This is a genomic window from Pelagerythrobacter marensis, from assembly GCF_001028625.1.
Classification (GTDB): Bacteria; Pseudomonadota; Alphaproteobacteria; order Sphingomonadales; family Sphingomonadaceae; genus Pelagerythrobacter; species Pelagerythrobacter marensis.
Genome location: NZ_CP011805.1, coordinates 1816457 through 1837500, shown reverse-complemented (window position 1 = coordinate 1837500; position 21044 = coordinate 1816457). Strand labels below are relative to the sequence as shown.

General features: G+C 66.1%; 24 protein-coding genes (1 of these 24 cut by a window edge). 18 read left to right on the top strand and 6 right to left on the bottom strand.

Annotated features, from left to right (window positions below):
* The 16 genes from AM2010_RS08780 to pal all read left to right on the top strand — a co-directional run.
* Window positions 1–83: the end of a FadR/GntR family transcriptional regulator gene (locus AM2010_RS08780; RefSeq protein ID WP_047806748.1), read on the top strand. The gene continues 658 nt to the left of window position 1, outside the view; 83 of the gene's 741 nt are visible here — the last part of the coding sequence; the start codon falls outside the window, past its left edge; it ends in the stop codon at window positions 81–83.
* Window positions 84–186: 103 nt separating this feature from the next.
* A complete protein-coding gene (locus AM2010_RS08775; RefSeq protein WP_160325591.1) occupies window positions 187–2460 on the top strand; it encodes a polysaccharide lyase 6 family protein in 2274 nt (757 codons plus the stop codon).
* The gene (locus tag AM2010_RS08770) at window positions 2457–4661 is read left to right on the top strand and encodes a heparinase II/III domain-containing protein (RefSeq protein WP_236699491.1); all 2205 of its coding nucleotides are present in this window, start codon (window positions 2457–2459) and stop codon (window positions 4659–4661) included. Before AM2010_RS08775 ends, AM2010_RS08770 begins: the two co-directional genes overlap by 4 nt.
* Before the next feature lies 1 nt (window position 4662).
* Window positions 4663–5025, top strand: coding sequence for a cupin domain-containing protein (locus AM2010_RS08765; RefSeq protein WP_201784069.1), 363 nt, complete (start codon window positions 4663–4665; stop codon window positions 5023–5025).
* Window positions 5026–5027: 2 nt separating this feature from the next.
* The gene (locus AM2010_RS08760; RefSeq protein ID WP_047806747.1) at window positions 5028–6326 is read left to right on the top strand and encodes an MFS transporter; all 1299 of its coding nucleotides are present in this window, start codon (window positions 5028–5030) and stop codon (window positions 6324–6326) included.
* Window positions 6327–6341: 15 nt separating this feature from the next.
* The gene (locus AM2010_RS08755) at window positions 6342–7097 is read left to right on the top strand and encodes an SDR family NAD(P)-dependent oxidoreductase (protein ID WP_047806746.1); all 756 of its coding nucleotides are present in this window, start codon (window positions 6342–6344) and stop codon (window positions 7095–7097) included.
* A 26-nt stretch (window positions 7098–7123) separates the two neighbouring features.
* Complete coding sequence (locus AM2010_RS08750) at window positions 7124–8026, top strand: sugar kinase (RefSeq protein ID WP_053044024.1); 903 nt, start codon at window positions 7124–7126, stop codon at window positions 8024–8026.
* A gap of 148 nt (window positions 8027–8174) precedes the next feature.
* Window positions 8175–8720, top strand: coding sequence for a DUF892 family protein (locus AM2010_RS08745; RefSeq protein WP_082132854.1), 546 nt, complete (start codon window positions 8175–8177; stop codon window positions 8718–8720).
* Between the two features lie 33 nt (window positions 8721–8753).
* A complete protein-coding gene (locus AM2010_RS08740; protein WP_047806744.1) occupies window positions 8754–9068 on the top strand; it encodes a phosphoribosyl-ATP diphosphatase in 315 nt (104 codons plus the stop codon).
* The gene (locus tag AM2010_RS08735) at window positions 9068–9445 is read left to right on the top strand and encodes a histidine triad nucleotide-binding protein (protein ID WP_047807838.1); all 378 of its coding nucleotides are present in this window, start codon (window positions 9068–9070) and stop codon (window positions 9443–9445) included. The genes AM2010_RS08740 and AM2010_RS08735 overlap by 1 nt, the downstream gene beginning before the upstream one ends.
* 59 nt (window positions 9446–9504) lie before the next feature.
* Window positions 9505–9966, top strand: a complete 462-nt coding sequence (locus AM2010_RS08730; RefSeq protein ID WP_047806743.1) for a YbgC/FadM family acyl-CoA thioesterase — start codon at window positions 9505–9507, stop codon at window positions 9964–9966.
* Window positions 9963–10658, top strand: a complete 696-nt coding sequence (gene tolQ, locus AM2010_RS08725; protein WP_047806742.1) for a protein TolQ — start codon at window positions 9963–9965, stop codon at window positions 10656–10658. The genes AM2010_RS08730 and tolQ overlap by 4 nt, the downstream gene beginning before the upstream one ends.
* Window positions 10658–11101, top strand: coding sequence for an ExbD/TolR family protein (locus AM2010_RS08720; protein WP_047806741.1), 444 nt, complete (start codon window positions 10658–10660; stop codon window positions 11099–11101). Before tolQ ends, AM2010_RS08720 begins: the two co-directional genes overlap by 1 nt.
* A 12-nt stretch (window positions 11102–11113) precedes the next feature.
* A complete protein-coding gene (locus AM2010_RS08715; RefSeq protein WP_047806740.1) occupies window positions 11114–11956 on the top strand; it encodes an energy transducer TonB in 843 nt (280 codons plus the stop codon).
* Window positions 11953–13377 (top strand): Tol-Pal system beta propeller repeat protein TolB, encoded by a 1425-nt coding sequence (gene tolB, locus AM2010_RS08710; RefSeq protein ID WP_047806739.1) that lies wholly within the window; start codon window positions 11953–11955, stop codon window positions 13375–13377. Before AM2010_RS08715 ends, tolB begins: the two co-directional genes overlap by 4 nt.
* Window positions 13378–13450: 73 nt before the next feature.
* Window positions 13451–13963, top strand: coding sequence for a peptidoglycan-associated lipoprotein Pal (gene pal / locus AM2010_RS08705; protein ID WP_047806738.1), 513 nt, complete (start codon window positions 13451–13453; stop codon window positions 13961–13963).
* Window positions 13964–14024: 61 nt separating this feature from the next.
* On the opposite strand, the gene AM2010_RS14200 is transcribed toward pal, so the two are convergent.
* Window positions 14025–14171, bottom strand: a complete 147-nt coding sequence (locus tag AM2010_RS14200) for a hypothetical protein (protein WP_156178726.1) — start codon at window positions 14169–14171, stop codon at window positions 14025–14027.
* 170 nt (window positions 14172–14341) lie between these two features.
* Here AM2010_RS14200 and AM2010_RS08700 point away from each other — a divergent pair, with 170 nt between their 5' ends.
* On the top strand, window positions 14342–14875 hold the full coding sequence (locus AM2010_RS08700; protein ID WP_047806737.1) for a J domain-containing protein: 534 nt from the start codon (window positions 14342–14344) through the stop codon (window positions 14873–14875).
* A gap of 52 nt (window positions 14876–14927) precedes the next feature.
* Here AM2010_RS08700 and AM2010_RS08695 read toward each other — a convergent pair whose 3' ends face one another.
* From AM2010_RS08695 to AM2010_RS08685, 3 genes are all read right to left on the bottom strand, one after another.
* The gene (locus tag AM2010_RS08695) at window positions 14928–15815 is read right to left on the bottom strand and encodes an ATP-grasp domain-containing protein (protein WP_047806736.1); all 888 of its coding nucleotides are present in this window, start codon (window positions 15813–15815) and stop codon (window positions 14928–14930) included.
* A complete protein-coding gene (locus tag AM2010_RS08690; protein WP_047806735.1) occupies window positions 15815–17134 on the bottom strand; it encodes a cystathionine gamma-synthase family protein in 1320 nt (439 codons plus the stop codon). Before AM2010_RS08690 ends, AM2010_RS08695 begins: the two co-directional genes overlap by 1 nt.
* A gap of 168 nt (window positions 17135–17302) precedes the next feature.
* The gene (locus AM2010_RS08685; RefSeq protein WP_082132853.1) at window positions 17303–18721 is read right to left on the bottom strand and encodes an SLC13 family permease; all 1419 of its coding nucleotides are present in this window, start codon (window positions 18719–18721) and stop codon (window positions 17303–17305) included.
* A 139-nt stretch (window positions 18722–18860) separates the two neighbouring features.
* Here AM2010_RS08685 and AM2010_RS08680 point away from each other — a divergent pair, with 139 nt between their 5' ends.
* Window positions 18861–19541, top strand: coding sequence for a hypothetical protein (locus AM2010_RS08680; RefSeq protein ID WP_047806733.1), 681 nt, complete (start codon window positions 18861–18863; stop codon window positions 19539–19541).
* Window positions 19542–19649: 108 nt separating this feature from the next.
* Here AM2010_RS08680 and infC read toward each other — a convergent pair whose 3' ends face one another.
* Entirely contained in the window at window positions 19650–20129 is a 480-nt protein-coding gene (gene infC, locus AM2010_RS08675; RefSeq protein WP_047807837.1) for a translation initiation factor IF-3, read from the bottom strand.
* Between the two features lie 178 nt (window positions 20130–20307).
* Window positions 20308–21003: a ligase-associated DNA damage response endonuclease PdeM gene (gene pdeM / locus AM2010_RS08670; protein WP_047806732.1), complete on the bottom strand. Its 696-nt coding sequence runs from the start codon at window positions 21001–21003 to the stop codon at window positions 20308–20310.
* Between the last annotated feature and the right edge of the window lie 41 nt (window positions 21004–21044).

Sequence of the window (21044 nt, the reverse complement as noted above, 5' to 3'; positions counted from 1 at the left end):
CGGAGCGCATGGCGCTGGAAGAGGTCCAGCAACGCGCGTCGCAGAGCCGCGAGAGGTTTCTCGTCGCCGCGCGCATGAGCTAGTCAAATTGGTATTACAGAAAATTCCCCGTTGCACATGCCACATTGATTGACAGCATCGTCATGACCCCTATACTCGGGCCCAATAAATATGGGCGAGGGGATGATGATGTTCGGGCGAATCGGCCTAGGGCTGCTGATTGTTTCGGCCGCGGCGGTGCCGCTAAAGGCTGAGCGCTATCAGGTTCTAAACCAGCAGGAATATGCCAAGGCGGTATCGCAGGCCGATGCCGGCGATGTTATCGTGCTGGCCAAGGGCGAGTGGCGCGATTTCGATATGGTGGTGACCGGCAAGGGCACCGCGTCGGAACCCATTTCGGTGGTCGCGGAAGAACCCGGCGCCGTCTTCCTGACAGGCCAGTCCAGTCTGCGCATCGGCGGCGAACACATCGTCGTGTCCGGCCTGGTTTTCCGCGATGGCTACAGCCCGCGCGGTGAAGTCATCTCCTTCCGCCGCAGCAAGGACGATGTCGCGCGCAATGCTCGCGTGACCCAGGTCGTCATTGACCGGTTCAACAAGCCCGACCGGTTCGAATCCGATTACTGGGTCGGGATCTACGGGCGGAACAACCGGTTCGATCACAACCATCTGGTCGGCAAGACCAATCAGGGCGTCACGCTGGCGGTGCGACTGGATGCACCCGAAAATCGTGAAAACGATCATCGGATCGATCACAATTATTTCGGCCCGCGTCCCGTTCTGGGGTCCAATGGCGGCGAAACGATCCGTATCGGGACCAGCAAGTACTCGATGTTTCGTTCGGGCACTATCGTCGAGAACAACGTGTTCGACCGGTGCGACGGCGAGGTGGAGATCATCTCCAACAAGTCGAACGGCAATGTCTATCGCGGCAACCTGTTCCTGCGCTCGCGCGGGACGCTGACCCTGCGCCACGGGGACGATACGCTGGTTGAGCGGAACGTCTTCCTGGGCGGGGGCAAGGATTACACCGGCGGTATCCGCGTCATCAATCGCAACCAGACGGTGCGTTTCAATTATATGGAAGGGCTGCGCGGGAACGGGTTTTCGAGCGCGCTGACCGTTATGAACGGGGTCCCGAACTCGCCGGTCAATCGCTACGTCCAGGTCGATAACGCCAGGATTTCGCGCAACACGGTGGTCGACAGCGCGCGCGTGACGCTGGGCGCGGGTGCGGATGAGGAACGTTCCGCACCGCCGATCAACTCAGTCTTCAGCGGCAATCTGTTGAGCGGCCTGGACGAAGGGACGTTCATCGAGGTCGATGCCGATATTTCGGGTATCGCGTTCGACGACAATGCCGTTGTTGAGGGCAAAGTGCACAGCGCTGCGGCGAGCCTGCGCAAGGTCGCAACGGAGATGGAGCGGGGCGCGAACGGGCTGCTCTATCCGGTCGATCCCAGCCTGGCCGATGTCGGCGCGCCGCGCGATCTTGCGCCGATCGCACTCTCCGATGTTGGCGTGGACTGGTATCCGAAGCCAGGCGAAGACGAGGCCTTCGGCGCTTCGGGGGTCGTCACCCGTGTGATGCCGGGCGAGGATACGCTGGGGCAGGCCGTCGCGGCGGCCGGGTCCGGTGACGTCCTGATGCTGGAGCCGGGTGAATATATCGCCAATCGCGTGATCGCGGTCGACAGGACCCTTGCGATCCGCGGCGCGAAATCCGGCGAAGGGGCTGGGGCAACCATCCGTTTCACCCGGCCTTCGCTGCTGGAACTGCAGGATGGCGGCAATCTGCAACTGACGGATCTGGAAATCGATGGCTCGCTGGCGCCCGATTCGGTCGGCAATGCGGTTATTCGCACGAGCGCCTTTCCGATCCAGAAGAACTTCCGGGTGGAGTTCGAGGGGGTCGCGGTGCGCAACCTCGTCGTCAACAAGTCATTCAGCGTGTTCGTGATCGGCAAGGGCGCGCTGGCCGATCGGGTCTCCATTCGGCGCAGCGCCTTTTCCGACATCACCGGAACGGTCGTTTCGGCGGAATCGGAAACCGACGATTTCGGCCGATATAACGTCGAGTATCTCGATATGGTCGACAGTACATTCGCCGACGTGGGCGGCCCGGTCGCTTCCGTCTATCGCGGCGGCACGGACGAAAGCACGTTCGGCCCCTTCGTCACTGTTGCCGGCAATACGTTTTCCAACGTTGGCCACGTCGCGGCAGAAGGCAGCCGCGCCTCGATCCTTCTCCACGGCGTGCAGAGGGCCAGGATCGCGCGCAATACTTTCGATGGTTCCGCCCCGATGATCGTCGAGCATACCGTGGGCACGCCCGAAACCGCGATAACCGACAATCGCTTCGTCGGGACAGCCGAGCCGATCGTGCGCGAACTGGTCCATCCGGGCGCGCCGCGGGTGGAGCTGGAGAACAACGAAACGGTCGAAGGGAAGCGTCCGTGAGCCGCCTGTTGCGCCGCGCCGCTTCGCTGGCGACTGCCCCTGTCTCCGCACTGGCGCTCGCGCTGGCGCTGACCGCATCCGGTGCGCCGCTGCATGCGCAGGCCGCTGCCGAAGCCAGCCCGGTCGGTGAAAATATGCCGCCCCTCTATGCCGACGAATTTGCGCGCGCGCGCGCCTTTGTCGGCGAGATGATGGAAGCCGGCGTGGTCGTGCCCCAGCCGCGCGATCCGGGCGGCGGCTACACCCACGAACAGCACAAGCGCAATTATCGCGCGATCCTGCTGGCCGGGCAGCTTTACCGCATCACGGGGGATCGGCCCTACGCGGACTATGTGCGCGAAATGCTGCTGGCCTATGCCGATCTCTACCCCACGCTCGGCGAGCATCCGGCGCGCAGTAACCAGTATTCGGGCCGCCTGTTCTGGCAGGTGCTCAACGATGCGGTCTGGCTGGTCCACGCAGTGCAGGGCTATGCCGAGATCCGCGACACGCTGACCGCCGCCGACCGCGAGCGGATCGACAGCCGGGTATTTCGCCCCGCTGCGCATTTCCTTTCGGTCGAATCGCAAAGCACGTTCGACCGGATCCACAACCACGCGACCTGGGCGACCGCCGGGGTCGGGATGACCGGGTACCTGCTGGGCGACCGGGACATGGTAGACCGCGCGCTGCTGGGATCGGACAAGAGCGGCGAAGCCGGGTTCCTGCGCCAGACCGAGCTGTTGTTCTCGCCCGACGGATATTATGCCGAAGGCCCGTATTATCAGCGTTACGCCCTGATGCCGTTCATGGTCTTTGCCGACGCGATCGCGCGCAACGACCCCGATCGCCGCATCTTCGAACATCGCGACGGCATTCTGCTGAAGGCGCTGCGCACCACGGTCCAGCTTACTTACGGCGGCTACTTCTTCCCCTTCAACGATGCGATGAAGGACAAGAGCCTGCGGACCGAGGAACTCTACCACGGCATTGCCATCGCCTATGCCCAGACCCGCGATCCGGCCCTGCTGTCGATCGCACAGATGCAGGATCGCACGGTCCTGACCCCGGCGGGTCAGTTGGTCGCGGCCGATCTGGCCGCCGGCCGGGCGGAGCCGTTTCCGTTCCGCTCCATGCTGCTGCGCGACGGGCCGCAGGGCGAACAGGGCGCGGTTGCGATCCTGCGCGAAGGCGAGGGGCCGCGGCACACCGCGCTGGTGGCGAAGAATTCGTCGCAAGGCATGGGCCACGGCCATTTCGACAAGCTCAGCTGGCAGCTTTACGACAACGGGCACGAGATCGTGCGCGATTACGGCGCGGCGCGGTTCCTCAATATCGAGGCCAAGCAGGGCGGGCGCTACCTGCCCGAGAACGAGACCTGGGCCAAGCAGACCGTCGCGCACAATGCGCTGGTGGTCGACCGGCGCAGCCACTTCGACGGCAAGGTCAAACCGGCCAGCGCGGTCGCGCCCGAACAGCTCCATTTCTCGGACGAACCCGGCCTGCAGGTTACCAGCGCGCGCGTCGATGGCGCCTATACGGGGGTGGGGATCGTCCGCACGCTGGTGATGGCCGATGTGCCGGGGCTGGAAAGCCCGGTGGTGTTCGATCTCGTCACGGCAGAAAGCGATGCGCCGCATTCCTACGATCTGCCGCTCCATTACCAGGGCGCGGTGATCGAACTGGGCTTCCCGGTCGAAAGCCACGTCGCCGCGCGCCCGGTGCTGGGGGAAGATCACGGGTATCAGCATGTCTGGGTCGATGCGACCGGCCGGCCCGACGCGGGCGACGGGGCGCTGACCTGGCTGCTCGACGGGCGTTTCTACACTTATCGTTTCGCCACAGACGGCGCGACCCAGGCGATCCTGGGCCAGGTCGGGGCCAACGACCCCGAATTCAACTTGCGGCGCGAACCGCTGATCCTGCTGCGCCGCGAAGGTGCGGGCGGGACGACCTTCGCCACCCTGCTGGAAAGCCACGGGCGCTACGATGGCGCGGCGGAACAGACGGTCGCCAGCCGCAGCCGCGTCGCCGCCATGCGCCATCACCGACAGGGCGGGAAGGACATCGTGGTCCTGACGCTGAAAGACGGCGGGCAGGTCGCCCTGGCGGTGTCGCACGATGCCGATCCGGCCGCACGGCACCGGGCGACAATCGACGGGCAGCAGCTCGCGTGGACGGGTTTCGCCGCGATCGTAGAGATCGGGCGTGGAGGGAACTGAAATGCACCAGGATATTCAGCGCAGTTCGGCGGCGTTTACCCGCGCTGCGGAAGAGAGGATCGACGAGGTCGATCCCGGCATTCGCCGTCAGATGCTCGGCTACGGTCCCGATTTGATGGTCTGCCGCGTCTGGTTCGAGGAAGGCGCGATCGGCCACATCCATTCGCACCCCCATAGCCAGTCGTCCTACGTCGAAAGCGGCCGCTTCCGTGTCACCATCGACGGGGATGAGCGCGAGCTGGAGGCGGGCGATGCGTTCTACGTCGCGCCGTTCCTCGACCACGGGGCTCTCTGCCTCGAAGCGGGCTGCCTGCTCGACACCTTCAACCCGGCGCGTGCCGATTTCCTGGGCGAGGAGGGCTGACCATGCTTCGCAATCGCTTTCGCTGGACCATCGTCGCGCTCGTCGCCGTGGCCACCGTGATCAATTACATCGACCGCGGTGCGCTCGGCCTGCTCTGGCCCGAGATCTCGCAGGACCTGGGGATGAGCAAGCTCGACTATGCGATCATCCTCAACGTCTTCACGTTCGCCTACGCCTTCGGCCAGACGCTGTTCGGCAAGATCTTCGACTGGGTCGGCACCCGGCTGGGTTTCGTCCTGTCGATCGTCGTCTGGTCGGCGGCGACGGTCCTGCACGCCTTCGCCCGCGGCCTGTTCAGCTTCGCGCTGTTCCGCGCGCTGCTGGGCGTGTCTGAAGCCGGCAACTGGCCCGGCGCGACCAAGGCCAATGCCGAATGGTTCCCGATCCGCGAGCGCGCACTGGCGCAGGGCATCTTCAATTCGGGCGCCGCGATCGGCGGGATCGTATCGGCCCCGGTCGTCGCCTATCTCTTCGTCTTCCTCGAATCGTGGCAGGCGACCTTCATCGCCATCGGCGCGCTCGGCTTCCTGTGGCTGGTCCCCTGGTTGATCGTGTACAAGAGCGGGCCGGACAGCCATCCGTGGCTGAGCGCGGAAGAGCGCGACTATATCCTGACCGGACAGCGCGATCTGGAAACCAATGAAGTCGCCACCTATGCGCCTTCGACCGGGCAAATCCTCTCGCGCAAGGAAAGCTGGGGCGTAATCCTCGCCTCCTTCTTCCTCGATCCGATCTGGTGGCTCTTTGTTGCCTGGCTGCCGCTCTATCTGTCTGAAACATACGGCTTCGGCGTGGCCGAGATCGGGCTCTACGCCTGGGTCCCCTATGTCGGCGCGATGTTCGGGGCATGGTTCGGGGGCATCCTGGCCCAGAACCGGATCAAGGCCGGCTGGACGGTCAATCGCACCCGCAAGGGCGTGATTGCGCTGGGCGGGGCGATCATGCTCGTTTCGCTGCTGCTGACGATCCAGGCTGCGACGCCGCTGGTCGCCGTGCTGCTGATGGCGGCGATCCTGTTCGGGTTCCAGACGGCGGTCGGCAATATCCAGACGCTGCCGAGCGATTTCTACAGCGGCAAGTCGGTCGGCACGCTGGCCGGTTTTGCCGGAACGGCGGCCAAGCTGGCGGTCGTCGGGCTCAACTTCCTGATCCCGATCATCACTGTCGACAGCTACGCCCCCGCATTCGCGGTCGGCGCAGCGCTGGCGATCCTTACCGTGGCATCGGTGTTCATCCTGTGCCCGCGGATCAAACCCCTCAATGCAAACCCGGGTCGGCCGAGCGCCACGACCCCTTCGTGAAAGGCTAATCAACACATGACGGATCTTACCAACAAGGTTGCCATCGTTACCGGCGCGAGCCGCGACATCGGCGCGGCGGTGGCAGTCGAACTCGCGAAATGCGGGGCGAAAGTGGCGGTCAACTACCGTTCGGACGAAAGCGCTGCCGATGCGGTGGTCGATGCGATCCGCCAGGCGGGCGGCGAGGCGGTGAAAGTGCGTGCCGACGTCACTGTCGCGGACGATGTCGAGCGGCTGGTCGCGGAAACCCGCGAAGCCTTCGGCAACGCAGTCGACATCGTGGTCAACGTTGCCGGCGGCATGGTCGAACGGCGCCCGCTCGACGCGATGGACGAAGCGTTCTTCAACCACGTCATGCAGCTCAATGCGACTTCGGCCTTCCTCGTCACCAAGGCGGCGGTGCCGCATATGCCCGAAGGTTCGGCCATCGTGAACTTCGCTTCGCAGGCGGGGCGCGACGGCGGCGGGCCGGGCGCCTGCGCCTATGCCACGTCCAAGGGCGCGGTTATGACCTTCACCCGTGCCATGGCGAAGGAACTGGGGCCCAAGGGCATTCGCGTCAACGCTCTGTGCCCGGGCATGATCGCGACCACGTTCCACGATACCTTCACCAAGGATGAAGTGCGCAAGAACGTCGCCGCTGCGACGCCGCTGCGCCGGCAGGGCAATTCGGAAGAAGTCGCCACCACGGTCGCCTGGCTCGCCAGTGAAGAAGCCGCCTTCGTCACCGGGGCGAACATCGACATCAACGGCGGCACGTTCTTCTCCTGACGGGGAAGCCGGGGGAAACGGACGGGATGAAGATCTTCATCTTCGGCGAGGCGATGCTGGAGTATCACAGCCTCGGGGGGGCCGGATTGCGGTATGGCGGGGATACGCTGAACACCGCAATCCACATGGCCCGGCGGGGGCTCGATGTGGCCTATGTCACCGCGGTCGGGACCGACCCGATCAGCGATGCGCTGGTTCGCGCCTGGCAGGACGAGGGGATCGACGTCACCCACGTCCATCGCCATCCCGACCGTTCGCCCGGCATCTATGCAATCCATCTCGACCAGGCGGGGGAGCGGAGCTTCCTTTACTGGCGCGATCACAGCGCCGCGCGCGAGATGTTCGCCCTGCCTGCAATGGCCGCTACGCTGGAACAGGCCCAGACGTGCGATCTGGTCTATTTCAGCCTCATTTCGCTCGCGGTGGTGGGCGATTCCGGGCAGCGGATGCTGCTGGATCTCGCCCGCACGCGCAAGGCGGCGGGGCGGGCGGTCGCTTACGACAGCAACTATCGCCTGCGCCTGTGGCCCGACGCGGCGCAGGCGCAGGCGGTATCGCTGGCTGCCGCGGGTGCGGCCACGCTGGGCCTGCCGACCAATGTCGATGAACATCAGCTGTTTGCCGACGATATCCCGGAGACGGGGATCGCCGCACGATGGCACGATGCCGGTTGCCCCGAAGTGATCGTCAAGGCCGGTGAAAGGGGATGCTATCATTCAATGGACGGGCAAACGGCCGGCTTCCCGGTCGAACCTGTCAGCGTGGTCGATTCCAGCGGAGCGGGCGATGCCTTCAATGCCGGATACCTTCACGCCCGTCTGACCGGCGCGGATCGGGACCGCGCGATCGCGGCGGGTCAGCGGCTGGCGGCGGAAACGCTCGGCCATCTCGGTGCAATTCAGGTGGGTGGGCAGCGGCAGGCCGGATAGTGCGCAGGATTTCCCGCCTTTGATCCAGATCTGCCATCCAGGGAAATATTCGAAGATTGCCAGGCGGCGGTTATTTCCGCCAGGGCAATAAATGTTGCATATAGCCTGATCCCGGGAACATCGGGATTGGCAGCGCATTTGACGCTGCATGTCCTCTCCAGAGAATCTCGACGATTTCCTGCAGCTTTGCATGTGGGATGTGGCTGCCGGTGCGCGGCAGCTCTTTCGTCGTCTTCCGGAACTGGCGCAGCACGCGGAGTCTTCGGCGCTTCAACTGACTCTCCACGAAATGGCTTCGGTGGCAGGCATGTGCGCCGACCGGCTGTTCATGACCGGCGGCAAGCATTCTGGGCCGGACAATCTGTGGATGGCGGGCATCCTCGACGATGCGGACCGCGACACGCAGATGATCGATCACGGGCCGTTGCTCGACCTCGCGATCGTCGGCGCCGTGCGCAAGGCGCTGCAGGCGAAGCTCGCTGCGACCGAAACGGCCCGTGCCGCTGCCCGCGCGTTGAAGGATTCGAGCACGACGGCGGCCCTGCAGCTTTCGCAGGCCGAGGCTGAAGTCCACGACCGCAGGCTGGCCGACCTGCTCGATGACTTGTCCGAGGATGCCGTGGCGATGGGCCCCGGCCGTACTGGCGGCCGCAAGCGGCACGGCGTTGCCAGAGTGGCTGCATATCGGGATTGACCGCGCGCCCGGCCATCCGCATTGCATGACCGCATGGATGCACTGGCCCGTCTCGAACACACGATCGCGCAGCGGCGCGATGCCGACCCCGACACCAGCTATGTCGCCCGGCTGCACGATCGCGGCCTGCCCGTCATCGCGCGCAAGGTGGGCGAGGAAGCGGTGGAAGCCGCCGTCGCCGCCCTGTCCGGATCGCGGGAGGAGCTGGTGGGGGAGGCGGCCGATGTCCTGTTCCACCTGATGGTCCTGCTTTCCGCGCGCGAGATCGCGCTTGCCGACGTGTTTGCCGAACTCGACCGGCGCGAAGGCGTTTCGGGCCTCGACGAAAAAGCTTCCAGGAGCGAATGATGCCGATCGACGCGACCCAGCCTTACGATGACGAGAATATCTTCGCGAAGATCCTGCGCGGCGAAATCCCCTCTACCAAAGTGTACGAGGACGAATGGGCCTATGCCTTCGAGGATATCAATCCGCAGGCGGCGATCCACACGCTGGTGATCCCCAAGGGCAAATATGTAAGCTGGGATGATTTCAGCACCACGGCCAGCGACGCCGAAATCGCCGGATTCGTGCGCGCGGTGGGCAAAGTCGCGCGGGACAAGGGGCTGGTGGAGCCGGGTTATCGCCTGCTCGCCAACCTGGGCCAGCACGGCGGGCAGGAAGTTCCGCACCTCCACGTCCACATTTTTGGCGGCGAATCGCTGGGGCGGATGATCGCGAAATAGCCACGGCTGACAGTTTCGTTTGCTTGGCGAGTCCGCGATCCGCTAAGGCGCGCGCGACGATGACGTTGCGCCCGACCCCTCCCGATGGCCTGATCGACGGCACCCGGCACCTTTATGCCGTGCGCGTCTATTACGAGGATACCGATCTGTCGCAGGTGGCCTATCACGCCAATTACCTGCGCTGGTTCGAACGCGCGCGGTCCGATCTGCTGCGCCGGCTGGAGATCGATCAGCGCGCCGCGATCGAGGCGGGGGAGGGGGCCTATGCCGTCGCCGACCTTTCGATCCGCTATCTGCGCCCGGCCAGGCTCGACGACGACATCGTGATCGAAACCTATTGCACCCAGCTTCGTGCCGCGAGCTGCCGAATGCACCAGCGTGCGCTGCGCGGCGACGAACTGCTGGCAGAAGCTGACCTGAGGGTCGGCTTCGTCGCCCCCGACGGGCGCCCGCGCCGCCAGCCCCAGGCGTGGCAGGAAGCTTTCAAGTCCCTCCTCTCCAGTGAAGAAGAACCGCAATGATCCTATCGCAACTCGCGGCGGCAACGCCGAACCGGCTCGATCCGGTGCAACTGTTTCTCGATGCCGACATCGTGGTCCAGCTCGTGATGGTCGGCCTGATTGCGGCGAGCATCTGGACCTGGATGATCATCGTTTCGTTCTCCATGCGGATGGGCGGCGTGCGGCGCCGGGCAACCGCGTTCGAAGCGGACTTCTGGCGCACCGACGATTTCGACGGGTTCATGCAGCAACATGCCAAGCGCAACGTGCCGATCGCGCGGATCGCGGGGGCGGGCATGTCCGAATGGCGTCGGTCGACCAAGGGCGGGGTGAAAGATCGCGACGGCCTGCGCGACCGCGTGGCGCTGGCGATGGAAGGCCAGGTGGCGGAAGAGGCGGACGAACTGGCTTCGCGCCTCAACTTCCTTGCCACGGTCGGTTCGGTCGCGCCGTTCGTCGGGCTGTTCGGCACCGTCTGGGGCATCATGAACAGCTTCTTCCAGATCGGCGCGCAGGAATCGAGCTCGCTCGCGGTCGTCGCGCCGGGCATTTCGGAGGCGCTGTTCGCCACCGCCATCGGCCTGTTCGCCGCGATCCCCGCCGTCATCGCCTATAACCGTTTCAGCCATGCCGTGAACGCGTTCGAGGCGCGCCTGCAGCGCTTCGCCGATCGTTTCCACGCCAGCCTGAGCCGCGAACTGGAGCGGTTGTAATGGCAATGGGTCTGGCCCGGACGGGGCGGCGCGCGCGCGGCAGCCGCCGCACGCCAATGGCCGAAATCAACGTGACGCCGCTGGTCGACGTGATGCTGGTGCTGCTGATCATCTTCATGGTCACCGCCCCGATGCTGACCGCCGGGGTGCCGGTGGACCTGCCCGACAGCCGCGCCAATGCCCTGCCGCAGGATCAGCAGGAAGTGACCGTCGCGATCACCGGCGATGGCACGATCTACCTCGACGACAGCCCGCTGGCCCCTGGCGAATTGCCCGACCGGCTGGTCGATCTGGGCTGCGATGCGGGCGCGGGACGGCAGATGACGCTGCGTGCCGATCGTTCGCTCGATTACGGGCGCGTCATGGCGGTGATGGGTGAATTGAACCGGGCCGGCTGCAATCGGATTGCACTGGTCACCCATGGTTCAGTTTCGGCCCCATAGCTGGCAGACGAGATGGCAAGCGTCGCCCTGACTTCCGAAGAACGGATCGCCCTCGGCATTGCCGTGGCGCTGCATGTGGGACTGGTCGTGCTGCTGCTGATCCAGCCGCGCGCGTCGGACCCGCCGCCGATTCCCGAACGGATGACGGTCAGCCTGGCCGAAGATGTCGGGCCGGTTGCGGTTTCCCCCGATCCGGTGGCGGAAAGCCGCGCGGCGATCGCCCCGACGTTGAGCGATAGCCCGGCCCCGGTCGCGGCGCCGGCAATCGAACTGCCGTCTCCGCCCCAGGTGGACCGTCCGGCACCGGCGGAACGGCCGCGCCCGCGCGCCACCACCGCGCCCCGGCGCGAGGCGACACCGGCCCGTGAACAGCCCCGCCGTGAACAACCCCGCCGCGAACCGCCCCGGCGCGAGGCGCAGCCCGACCGCAGCGCCTCGCAGCGCAGCGGCGGCACCCGGATCGGCAGCGATTTTCTGGGCGGCGCGGGATCGAGCACCACGACCGAGGAAACGCGCATCCCGGCCAGCCAGATCGGCGCCAGCGCGAAGGCTTCGATCGTTCAGGCGATTATTCGCCAGATCAAGCCGCACTGGTCGGCCCCCCAGGGCGCGGATGCCGACCAGTTGGTGACCATTCTTTCCTTCCGCCTCAACGAAGACGGGAGCCTTGCCGGCACCCCGCGCGTTGTCAGCCAGTCGGGCGAAACCGCCGCGAACCGGCCGCAGAAGGCATTGCACGCCGAACGTGCGATCCGCGCGGTCCAGCTGGCGGCGCCGTTCGACCTGCCGCCCGAATATTACAACGCCTGGAAGTCCATCGACGGCGCCAGATTCGACAGGAACCTTTCGCGATGAAACCGATCCTAGCTCTCTTTACGCTCGCCCTCGTAACCGCCCCGGCCGCGGCCCAGCAGGAAGCCCCGCCGACCGCCTCGGCCAGCGACCTCGGCACGCCGGTGCCCACGGGCGGGGAGGTCGAGACGATAGAGCAGGCCCAGGCCGAAGATGGCGGCCTGACCTTTACCGTCACCGACGAAAGCGAATGGCAGGATCTCGGCATCGCAATTCCAGGCTTCGCCACCGATCGCGACGCGCCCACCCCGGCCAATTCGTCGGGCACGGCGGCGCTGGGCAAGGAACTGGCGCGGATCGTGTTCAACGATCTGAAGAACAACGGCCTGTTCAAGCCGGTCGGCCCGGATGCGCTGCCCCAGCCGACTTTCGCGCAGATCACCGCGCCCAACTGGTCCACCTGGTCCAGCCGCGGCGCGGAAATGCTGGTGCACGGCTACGTCCGGGCGCGGGGCGACGGCAAGCTGGTGGTCGGTTGCTACCTCTATGACATGGCGCTGAAGAGCGAGCTGGTGCGCGAAGGCTGGGTCGTCCCGCCCGCGGACTGGCGGCGCGCGGCGCACAAGTGCGCCGATCTCGTCTATTCCCGCCTTTCGGGCGAAGATCCGTTCTTCGACAGCCGGATCGCCTATATCGCCGAAACCGGGCCGAAGGATAAGCGGGTGAAGCGGCTCGCAATCATGGATTCGGATGGGGCCAATCATCGCTTCATCACGACCGGGCGCTCCACTGCGCTCACGCCGCGCTATTCGCCCGATTACCGCAAGCTGCTCTATCTTTCCTACGTCGACGGCAATCCGCGGATCTACGTTTACGACATCGGTTCGGGGCGGCAGACGCTGGTGACCGAAAACAGCAACCCGACCATCGCCCCGCGGTGGAGCCCCGATGGCCGCTGGATTCTCTATTCGATGGCGGTTGCCGGCAATACCGATATCTATCGCGTATCCGCCGAAGGGGGGCCGAGCGTGCGACTGACCAGTGCGCCGGGGATCGACATCGGCGGGTCCTATTCACCCGACGGCAGCAAGATCGTGTTCGAAAGCGACCGTTCGGGGTCGCAGCAGATCTACGTCATGGATGCCGACGGTTCGAACCAGCGGCGGCTGACTTTCTTCGGCGGGCGCGCGGCGACGCCGGAATGGAGCCCGCGCGGCGACCAGATCGCCTTCACCCGCATCGCCGGCGATTTCAACATCGCGGTGATGAGCCCGCAGGGGAGCAACTTGCGCACGCTGACCAACGGCTGGCAGGACGAGGCACCGACATGGAGCCCGAACGGCCGCATCATCCAGTTCTTCCGTACCGAGCGCGGTTCGGGCAAGACGTCGCTCTGGCAGGTGGACCTCACCGGCCGTAATGAAAGGAGACTGCCGACGCCGGTGGATGCGTCGGACCCGGCCTGGGGACCGATTCTCCCCTGAGTGCATTCTTTGATGTGTCACCCTTTTTCGGGTCGTTGGGGTCGCAACCCAATCTTGGCATGAGGAAACCTCGATGAAACTACGATTTGCAACCGTCGCCCTTCTCGCCGGAACCGCCGCGCTTGCGGCCTGCAAGAAGGAACCGCCCGAATCGCTGCCGCCCGAACCGTCGCCCACCACCAGCGCGCCAACCGGCCCGGCTCAGCCGACCGGCCCCGTTCTGGGCACCCAGGCGCATTTCGAAAATGCGGTGAATGGCCGGAACGTGATCTATTTCGACACGGACCGGTACAATATCGACAGCGCGGACATGGCCGCCCTGCAGACGCAGGCGCAGTATCTTGCGCAGTATCCGAATATCTCGATCACCGTCGAAGGCCATGCCGACGAACGCGGTACGCGCGAATACAACCTCGCGCTGGGCGAACGCCGGGCGAATGCGGCCAAGAACTATCTGGTCAGCCTGGGCCTCGCCGCCAATCGCATCCGCACGGTTTCCTACGGCAAGGAACGCCCCGTCGCCCTCGGTTCGAACGAGAGCGCATGGGCGCAGAACCGCCGCGCGGTCAGCGTAGTGGTCAACTGAAGCACGGACCGGCCGCGCCCCGCACAGGCGGGCGCGGCCGTTTCGTTCAGTTCAGGTTCGCTCAGTTCAGGCCGATCTGAACCGCGAAGGGGAAGGGCGCCGATCCGTCCACGGCGGGGTTGACTGCCGGTTCGAACCCGGATGCGATCACGAACAGCGCCATGACAAGAACGCTCACCGTGGCGGAAAATGTCAGTTGCCGGCTCATTCACACAAATCCATCGTTGTTCTGCCGCGGCCTATAGCGCAGCTATTATGAACGCCATGTTGCGGCGCAGCATTTTTTGCATGGCTGGCCTGCCTGCGCTTCCCACCGGGCGCAACGATGCCTAGACTGACCACAATGATCATTCGACAAACGTCATCCGGGTGCGCGGTTTGAGCCGCGCACGCCGCTCTCTCGACTGGGGTTTTCCGCGCTGGCGCGGCTATGGTTCCGCGCGCGATGCAACCACGGTGCGCCTGTGCGACCGGCATGGGTGCGAGGAGCCGGGCGATTGCCCCGCGCCCAAGGCACCGAACAGCCCCGACCGGTGGTATTTCTGCCAGCGCCATGCCGCCGAATACAATTCCCGGTGGGACTATTTCGAAGGCCTGGACAAGCTGGAGAAGGAAGAGCGCGCGAAGGCGGAACGGGCGGAAAACGCCGGTTATGCCGAAGCGCAGCACTATGGCTGGGGCGGCAGCGGCGACGGTTCACGCTCCGCCGACGAAATGCGCGCGCTCGATGTGCTGGGCCTGGAAACGGACGCCGATTTTCCCGCGATCAAGAAAGCCTACCGCAACCGCGCCAAGGAAGTGCATCCCGACGTGAAACCCGGCGATGCCGAAGCGGCCAAGCGCTTCCAGGCCCTGCAACTCGCCTACGAAGTGCTGCGCAAGGCGGAAGAACGCCGCGAGTGGAAAGGCTAGGCATGCGCCGGGCTGCCCGCCGCGCTGTCGCGCACCCGGCCCAGCGACCAGTCTACCCCAGCCGCGCGGCCAGTGCGGTGGCCATGCGATCGCCGAATTCGGGGCTCTGCCGGGGATAGAGGAAAGGTTCGATCAGTTCCGCTTCCATCACCGCCAGTTCGCCCGATGGCAGGCGGACCATGTCCACGCGGGTATAGAGCAGGTCGTCGAAGGGCAGGGCGGCGACGACTTCGGCGGCCTGGGCAAGATCATGTGCGCCGGGTGAATAGGGCGCTTCGGTGCCACCGAACAGCGACTGGATGCGGTATTCGCCCTTGGCCGCGCGCTTGTTGACCGCGTGGGAGAACGCGCCGTCCACGAAGACCAGCGTGAATTCGCCTTCCTCCACGATGGCGGGCAGGAACGGCTGGATCATCGCCGCCCGGCCCATCGTCCAGCCATCTTCGGGCAGGGTGTCGCGGGTGAAGCTGTGCTGGCCCAGCCCGCCCGCGCCGATCCGCCGCTTCACCACCACCCGGTCGGTGGCGAAGGCGTCCATTGCCGCGGCCACTTCGGCCCGGCCGGGGTTGTCTTCCCAGGCGGTCGGCACGATCGTCGCGCCCGCATCGCCCAGCTCGCGCAAGTACCACTTGTCGAGGTTCCAGCGGACCGCGGCGGGCGGGTTGTGGACCGCCACGCCGCGCGCCTCCAGATCTTCCAGCCGGGCGACGAATTCGTCGGCCCGGTCCTGGTAATCCCACGGCGTGCCTAGCAGGACCGCGTCGAGCGCGGCGAACCCGTCAATGGGCGCGCGCCAGTCGATTTCCACCAGTTCCATCCCCCGCGCGGCGAGGGCCGGGCGCAGCGCCGCGACTTCGAGATCATGCTCGAACGCGTCGCCGCGCCGCGGCCCGTCGCCCGGCAGGGTGTCGGCACAGGCGAGAAAACCGACCTGGATCATCAGACGGCTTCCAGCGCCTGATCGAAGTCGCGGATCAGGTCGTCCGCATCCTCGATCCCGATGGAAATGCGCACGAGATTGTCCGAAATGCCCAGTTCCGCCCGACGCCCTTCGGGCACCGAGAGGTGCGTCATCGAAGCCGGGTGGCTGGCAAGCGTTTCGGTCCCGCCCAGGCTGACCGCCAGCTTGGCGACTTTCAGCGCGTCGAGGAAGCGGAAGCATTCGGCCTCGCCCCCTTCGATGAACAGCGAGAAGGTCGACCCCGCGCCGAAGCAGTGGCGCTGGTAGATGTCTTTCTGCCGCGCGTCCTTGATCATGCCGAGATAGCCGAGGCCGACGACTTTCGGATGCTGGGCCAGGAATTCGCAGACTTTCGCCGCGTTCTCGCCCGCGCGCTGCATCCGCAGCTCGACCGTTTCCAGCGAGCGGAGCAGCATCCACGCGGTGTTGGGATCGGCGATCCCGCCCATCGTGTTGCGCAGGGCGCGGACCGGGTCCATCCAGCGCTTCGCCCCGGCCACGCTGCCGGCGACGAGATCGGAATGACCGCCGACGTACTTGGTCAGCGAATAGGCGACGATGTCCGCCCCGTTGTCCAGCGGGCGCTGCCACAGCGGGCCGAGGAACGTGTTGTCGATCGCGATCGGCGTCACGTCGCCGTCCAGCGCGGCATCGCGCGCATCGCGCACCGCCTCGATATCGACCAGGGCATTGGTCGGGTTGCCGGGGCTTTCGAGGTAGATCATCGCCACCTTGCCGCCCTGTTCATCGGCCCGGGCCTTGGCGCGGGCGAGCACGTCGTCCAGCTCCTCCCGCGTCGCGCCGGCGGGGAAGTCGATATAGGTCACGCCGAAGCGCGAGAGGACTTTCGCCACGAAGCCCTCGCTCGCGGCATAGAGCGGGCCGGAATGGACGATCACGTCGCCGGCGGAGACATAGGCGAGCATGAGGATGCAGATCGCCGTCATCCCGCTGGAGAACGACAGGGCATCTTCCGCCCCGTCCCAGATCGCCAGCCGGTCCTCCAGGATTTCCTGATTGGGGCCGTTGAAGCGCGAATAGACCAGCCCTTCCGCGCCGCCGGGGCGCAGGCCGGTGATCCCTTCGAAATGGCGCTTGCCCGCGGCCGCGCTTTCGAAGGCGAACGTGCTGGTGAGGAAGATTGGCGGCTTCAGCGAGCCCTCGGACAATACGGGATCGTAACCGTGGCCCATCATCAGCGTGCTGGGTTTGAGCTGGCGGCCGTCGATCCGCGTCGGTTCCGGCTTCGGGTTGCGGCGCGGGGTGGGCTTGTCGGTCGAATCGATTGCGTCGGGCATGGGAATGTCCTTCCTTGCGTCACGCTCCCAGGAAGGCAGGAGCTGAAATGGCGACCGCGCGGCGCCCGTTCCTAACCTCCGCAGGAACGCATCTCCGCCCGATGCCGATAACATCGCCGCGAATACCGCCGCACCTGCGCGGTTTCAACTCACTCGCGCACGCGGGGGTCAGCCGACGATGGCGGCCATGCCCCATACGCAGGCGACGATCAGGAAGATCCCGGCAAGGTCGAGCAGCACGCCGGCGCCGACCATGCGGGTGATGCGGATGTGCCCGGTGGACCAGGCAATCGCATTGGGGCCGGTGCCGGCGGGCAGCATGAAGCCCCAGCTTGCCGCCAGTGCGGCGGGCATGGCCAGCAGGATCGGATCGGCCCCCAGCGCGACCACCAGGCTGGCGACGACCGGGACGATCGCGCTCGCGGTGGCGACATTGCTGGCGAATTCGGTCACCAGCACGACCAGCGCGACGATGGCCAGCGCGATCACGATCAGCGGCAGCGCCTCCAGCGGCAGCAGTGCCTGGCCCAGCCAGTCGGCGAGGCCCGATGCCTGCATCCCCGCCGCCAGCGCCAGCCCGCCGCCGAACATCATGATGACGCCCCAGGGCGCGCGGTCCGCTTCCTTCCATACCAGCATCGGCCGCCCGGTCCCGTCGGGCAGGACGAACAGTACCAGCGCGGCGATGATCGCGATGGTCCCGTCGGTCCACGATCCCGGCGGCAGCAGGGGCGCGACCAGCAGTTGCGTCAGCCACAGCAGGAAGGTGATTGCGATGATCGGGACCAGCCGCTTTTCCGCCGTGGTCCAGGGCGCGCGATCGTCGATCGCGGCGCGCGCGGCGGCAATGTCGAACGGATGATCGGCCACTTTCTGCACCCGGCCGACGATCCACGCGGCCAGCGGCACGCCCAGCAGGACGACCGGCACGCCATAGAGCATCCACTGCGCGAAGGTGATCCGCGTCCCCGTCATCGTGTCGATCAGCGCGACCGCGATCCCGTTGGTCGGCGACCCCACGATCGTGCCGAGCCCGCCGATGCTGGCGGCAAAGGCAATCCCCATCGGCAGCGCGCCGGCCAGCCCTTCGCTGTCTTCGGCGGGCAGGCCGCCGCCGGCCAGCACTGCCAGCGCCATCGGCATCATGATCAGCGCGGTCGAGGTGTTCGATATCAGCATGGACAGCAGCGCCGCGCTGACCATGAAGGCCAGCAGCAGCCGCGCCGAACCGCCCGTGCCGCTGCCGCCCACGCTTTTCAGGATCGCCAGGCTCAGCCGCCGGTGCAGGCCGGTGCGTTCGATCGCCAGAGCGATGAAGGCCCCGCCCAGCAGGAGGAACAGGATCGGTTCGTAATAGGCGCTGGCCGCATCCTTGGCGGTCATGATCCCGGCCAGCGGCAGAACGACGAAGGGCATCAGCGCGGTCGCGGTCAGCGGGATCGCCTCTGTCATCCACCAGGCCGCCATCAGCACGACCAGCCCGGCGACGATCATCGCCTCGCGCGGCATTCCGCCGGGCAAGGGAACGAACACGCTCCCCGCCAGTGCCGCAGCCCCCAAAGCCAGCCCGATCCGCTGTGCGTTCAATCCCCGCTCCCGTCGCGTGCCTCTTGCCGAGGCGTCTGTCGTTATCGCTCAGAGTGCAGGGCGGGCGGATGCGGTGCAACCGCTATTTGCCGTGCGGCGTTCAGCGCAGGCTAAACCACGGGCAGCTATATCCGCGGCCATGATCCGAACCCTTGCCATTGCCGCTTCGCTGGCGGCCCTGCCGCTCGCGGCGCTGATCGCCACCCCTGCCGGGGCGCAGCTTTCCCGTCTGGCCGAACTGGCCAGGCAGCAGGCGGGGGAATGGCAGATCGGCCCGCTTTACAAGGGGCGCAGCCTTTCGCCGGGGATGCCGATCACGGCGACGCGGGCGGGCGATCATGCCTTTTTCGATTTTCCCTGGCCCACCGCGCGCGCGGGCCACGTGCATTACGTGACGCGGCAGACTGGTCCGCTGACCGGGGCGCGGCGGATCGTCCTGCGCTATCGGATCGAGGGGGAACGGGGCGTGCGTTTCGTGCCGCAGGAGGTCCCGGACCGCGAGGCGACCCTGTCGCTCTATTTCCAGCGGCGGGGCGATAACTGGAAGGCGCGCGGCCGCTATGCCACCTATCGCTGGTACGCGCCTGCTGCGCTGATGGGGCCGGTTACGCCGGGCACGCACGAAGTGTCCGTGCCGCTCGACGCCAACTGGGTCGCGGTGCAGGGCGCCAACCGGCGAAGCGCGCCCGAGGCGTTCGAGGCGGCGCTGGACGACGCCGTGCGGGTCGGGTTCGTTCTCGGATCGAGCGGCGGGCGCGGACACGGCGTGTTCGCCACCGCACCCGCGCGCTTCACGATTCTCGATTTCCGGGTCGAATAGGTTCGTTTTCGTTGAAACGGTGCCGTCCGGCGCCGCTTCAGCCTTATTGAAAACGATTTCGGGAATCGCGCCGCCCCGGCCCTGCCGAAGGCGGCTGCGTCCTGCCGCCTATTTCGGGGCCAGCACCATCAGCATCTGGCGCCCTTCGAGGCGGGGAAACGCCTCGACTTTGGCGATTTCGTCCACGTCTTCCTGAACGCGGCGGAGCAGGTTCATGCCGAGCTGCTGGTGCGCCATTTCGCGCCCGCGGAAACGCAGGGTGACTTTCACCTTGTCGCCGTTCTCGATGAACTTGTTCACGTTGCGCATTTTCACATCGTAATCGTGATCGTCGATGTTCGGACGCATCTTTATCTCTTTGATATCCTGCGTCTTTTGCGTCTTGCGCGCGGCGTTTGCCTTCTTCTGAGCCTCGTACCGGTACTTGCCCACGTCGAGGAACTTGCACACGGGCGGGTCGGCGTTGGGCGAAACCTCGACGAGGTTCAGGCCGACATCGGCCGCCTGTTCGATCGCTTCGCGGGTGTACATCACGCCGAGGTTTTCACCCTCGTGATCGATGACGCGAACCTTGTCGGACTGGATCATGTTGTCAAAGCGCGGGCCGCTCTTCACGGGCGGTTGGAATGAGCGCCGAGGGGGACGGGCTATGGGGCAGTCTCCTGGTGTTTGCCGTTATGGAAGCGCCCCATGTAAGCCGAAACGCCGGGATTCGCTAGGGGCCTTCGCGATGGCGCGCGCGGGGTGTTGCGCGGCTGCATCCCGGTCACGCCGCCTGGCGCCACAGGGGGAAGCGGGCCAGCCGTCCGCGCAGGGGCAGGACCGCGTCGATCCGCTCCGCCGGCTGCATCGCCGCGCGGATCGCCGGATCGGCGGCGTTCATGCCCCCGGTCAATGCGCCGAAGGCCGGCAGGATCATCCGCCCGCCGGCGCCTTCGCCCCCTTCGGCCACGACCGCGCAGGGGCGGCGGATGTGGCGTTCGCGCACGGTCACCTGCAGGCGCGGGTGGTAATGCCCCGACAGTTCGGGCCGCGTCTCCCCCGCCTGGGCCTGATGGCGCAGGACGACACCGGCAATGTCCAGCTCGCGCGCGATCGTGCCGCCGCTGCGCGCTTCCATCGCCGGATCGTGATTGCCGGTGATCCACACCCAGTCGGTCGCGCGGGTCAGCGCGGCGAGCATTCCCGCCGCGTGATCTTCCAGCCGGGCGCTGCCTTCGTTGTCGTGGAAATTGTCGCCCAGGGTATAGACCCGGCGGGCATCGGTTTCGCGGATCGCCAGCGCGACGCGTTCCAGCGTCTCGCGGCTGTCGTAAGGCGGCAGCATCTGCCCGTGGCGGGCGTAAAAGCTGGCCTTTTCCAAATGCAGGTCGGCCACCAGCAGCGCCCGTTCGCGCGGCCAGTAGAGCGCGTTGGCGCGCGTGAGGGCAAATTCCTCGCCTGCGAACGAAAGGGGAACCATGGTCCGCTCTTGCCCCACGCCGCTGCGCTTGGCAAGGGTTG

What these genes read in the sequence shown, in the direction of transcription:
- AM2010_RS08775 (WP_160325591.1), top strand. Translation starts at nt 187, where the DNA reads ATGATGTTCGGGCGAATCGGCCTAGGGCTGCTGATTGTTTCGGCCGCG.
- AM2010_RS08765 (WP_201784069.1), top strand. Translation starts at nt 4,663, where the DNA reads ATGCACCAGGATATTCAGCGCAGTTCGGCGGCGTTTACCCGCGCTGCG.
- AM2010_RS08760 (WP_047806747.1), top strand. Translation starts at nt 5,028, where the DNA reads ATGCTTCGCAATCGCTTTCGCTGGACCATCGTCGCGCTCGTCGCCGTG.
- AM2010_RS08755 (WP_047806746.1), top strand. Translation starts at nt 6,342, where the DNA reads ATGACGGATCTTACCAACAAGGTTGCCATCGTTACCGGCGCGAGCCGC.
- AM2010_RS08750 (WP_053044024.1), top strand. Translation starts at nt 7,124, where the DNA reads ATGAAGATCTTCATCTTCGGCGAGGCGATGCTGGAGTATCACAGCCTC.
- AM2010_RS08745 (WP_082132854.1), top strand. Translation starts at nt 8,175, where the DNA reads ATGTCCTCTCCAGAGAATCTCGACGATTTCCTGCAGCTTTGCATGTGG.
- AM2010_RS08740 (WP_047806744.1), top strand. Translation starts at nt 8,754, where the DNA reads ATGGATGCACTGGCCCGTCTCGAACACACGATCGCGCAGCGGCGCGAT.
- AM2010_RS08735 (WP_047807838.1), top strand. Translation starts at nt 9,068, where the DNA reads ATGCCGATCGACGCGACCCAGCCTTACGATGACGAGAATATCTTCGCG.
- AM2010_RS08730 (WP_047806743.1), top strand. Translation starts at nt 9,505, where the DNA reads ATGACGTTGCGCCCGACCCCTCCCGATGGCCTGATCGACGGCACCCGG.
- tolQ (WP_047806742.1), top strand. Translation starts at nt 9,963, where the DNA reads ATGATCCTATCGCAACTCGCGGCGGCAACGCCGAACCGGCTCGATCCG.
- AM2010_RS08720 (WP_047806741.1), top strand. Translation starts at nt 10,658, where the DNA reads ATGGCAATGGGTCTGGCCCGGACGGGGCGGCGCGCGCGCGGCAGCCGC.
- AM2010_RS08715 (WP_047806740.1), top strand. Translation starts at nt 11,114, where the DNA reads ATGGCAAGCGTCGCCCTGACTTCCGAAGAACGGATCGCCCTCGGCATT.
- tolB (WP_047806739.1), top strand. Translation starts at nt 11,953, where the DNA reads ATGAAACCGATCCTAGCTCTCTTTACGCTCGCCCTCGTAACCGCCCCG.
- pal (WP_047806738.1), top strand. Translation starts at nt 13,451, where the DNA reads ATGAAACTACGATTTGCAACCGTCGCCCTTCTCGCCGGAACCGCCGCG.
- AM2010_RS14200 (WP_156178726.1), bottom strand. Translation starts at nt 14,171, where the DNA reads ATGAGCCGGCAACTGACATTTTCCGCCACGGTGAGCGTTCTTGTCATG.
- AM2010_RS08695 (WP_047806736.1), bottom strand. Translation starts at nt 15,815, where the DNA reads ATGATCCAGGTCGGTTTTCTCGCCTGTGCCGACACCCTGCCGGGCGAC.
- AM2010_RS08690 (WP_047806735.1), bottom strand. Translation starts at nt 17,134, where the DNA reads ATGCCCGACGCAATCGATTCGACCGACAAGCCCACCCCGCGCCGCAAC.
- AM2010_RS08680 (WP_047806733.1), top strand. Translation starts at nt 18,861, where the DNA reads ATGATCCGAACCCTTGCCATTGCCGCTTCGCTGGCGGCCCTGCCGCTC.
- infC (WP_047807837.1), bottom strand. Translation starts at nt 20,129, where the DNA reads ATGATCCAGTCCGACAAGGTTCGCGTCATCGATCACGAGGGTGAAAAC.
- pdeM (WP_047806732.1), bottom strand. Translation starts at nt 21,003, where the DNA reads ATGGTTCCCCTTTCGTTCGCAGGCGAGGAATTTGCCCTCACGCGCGCC.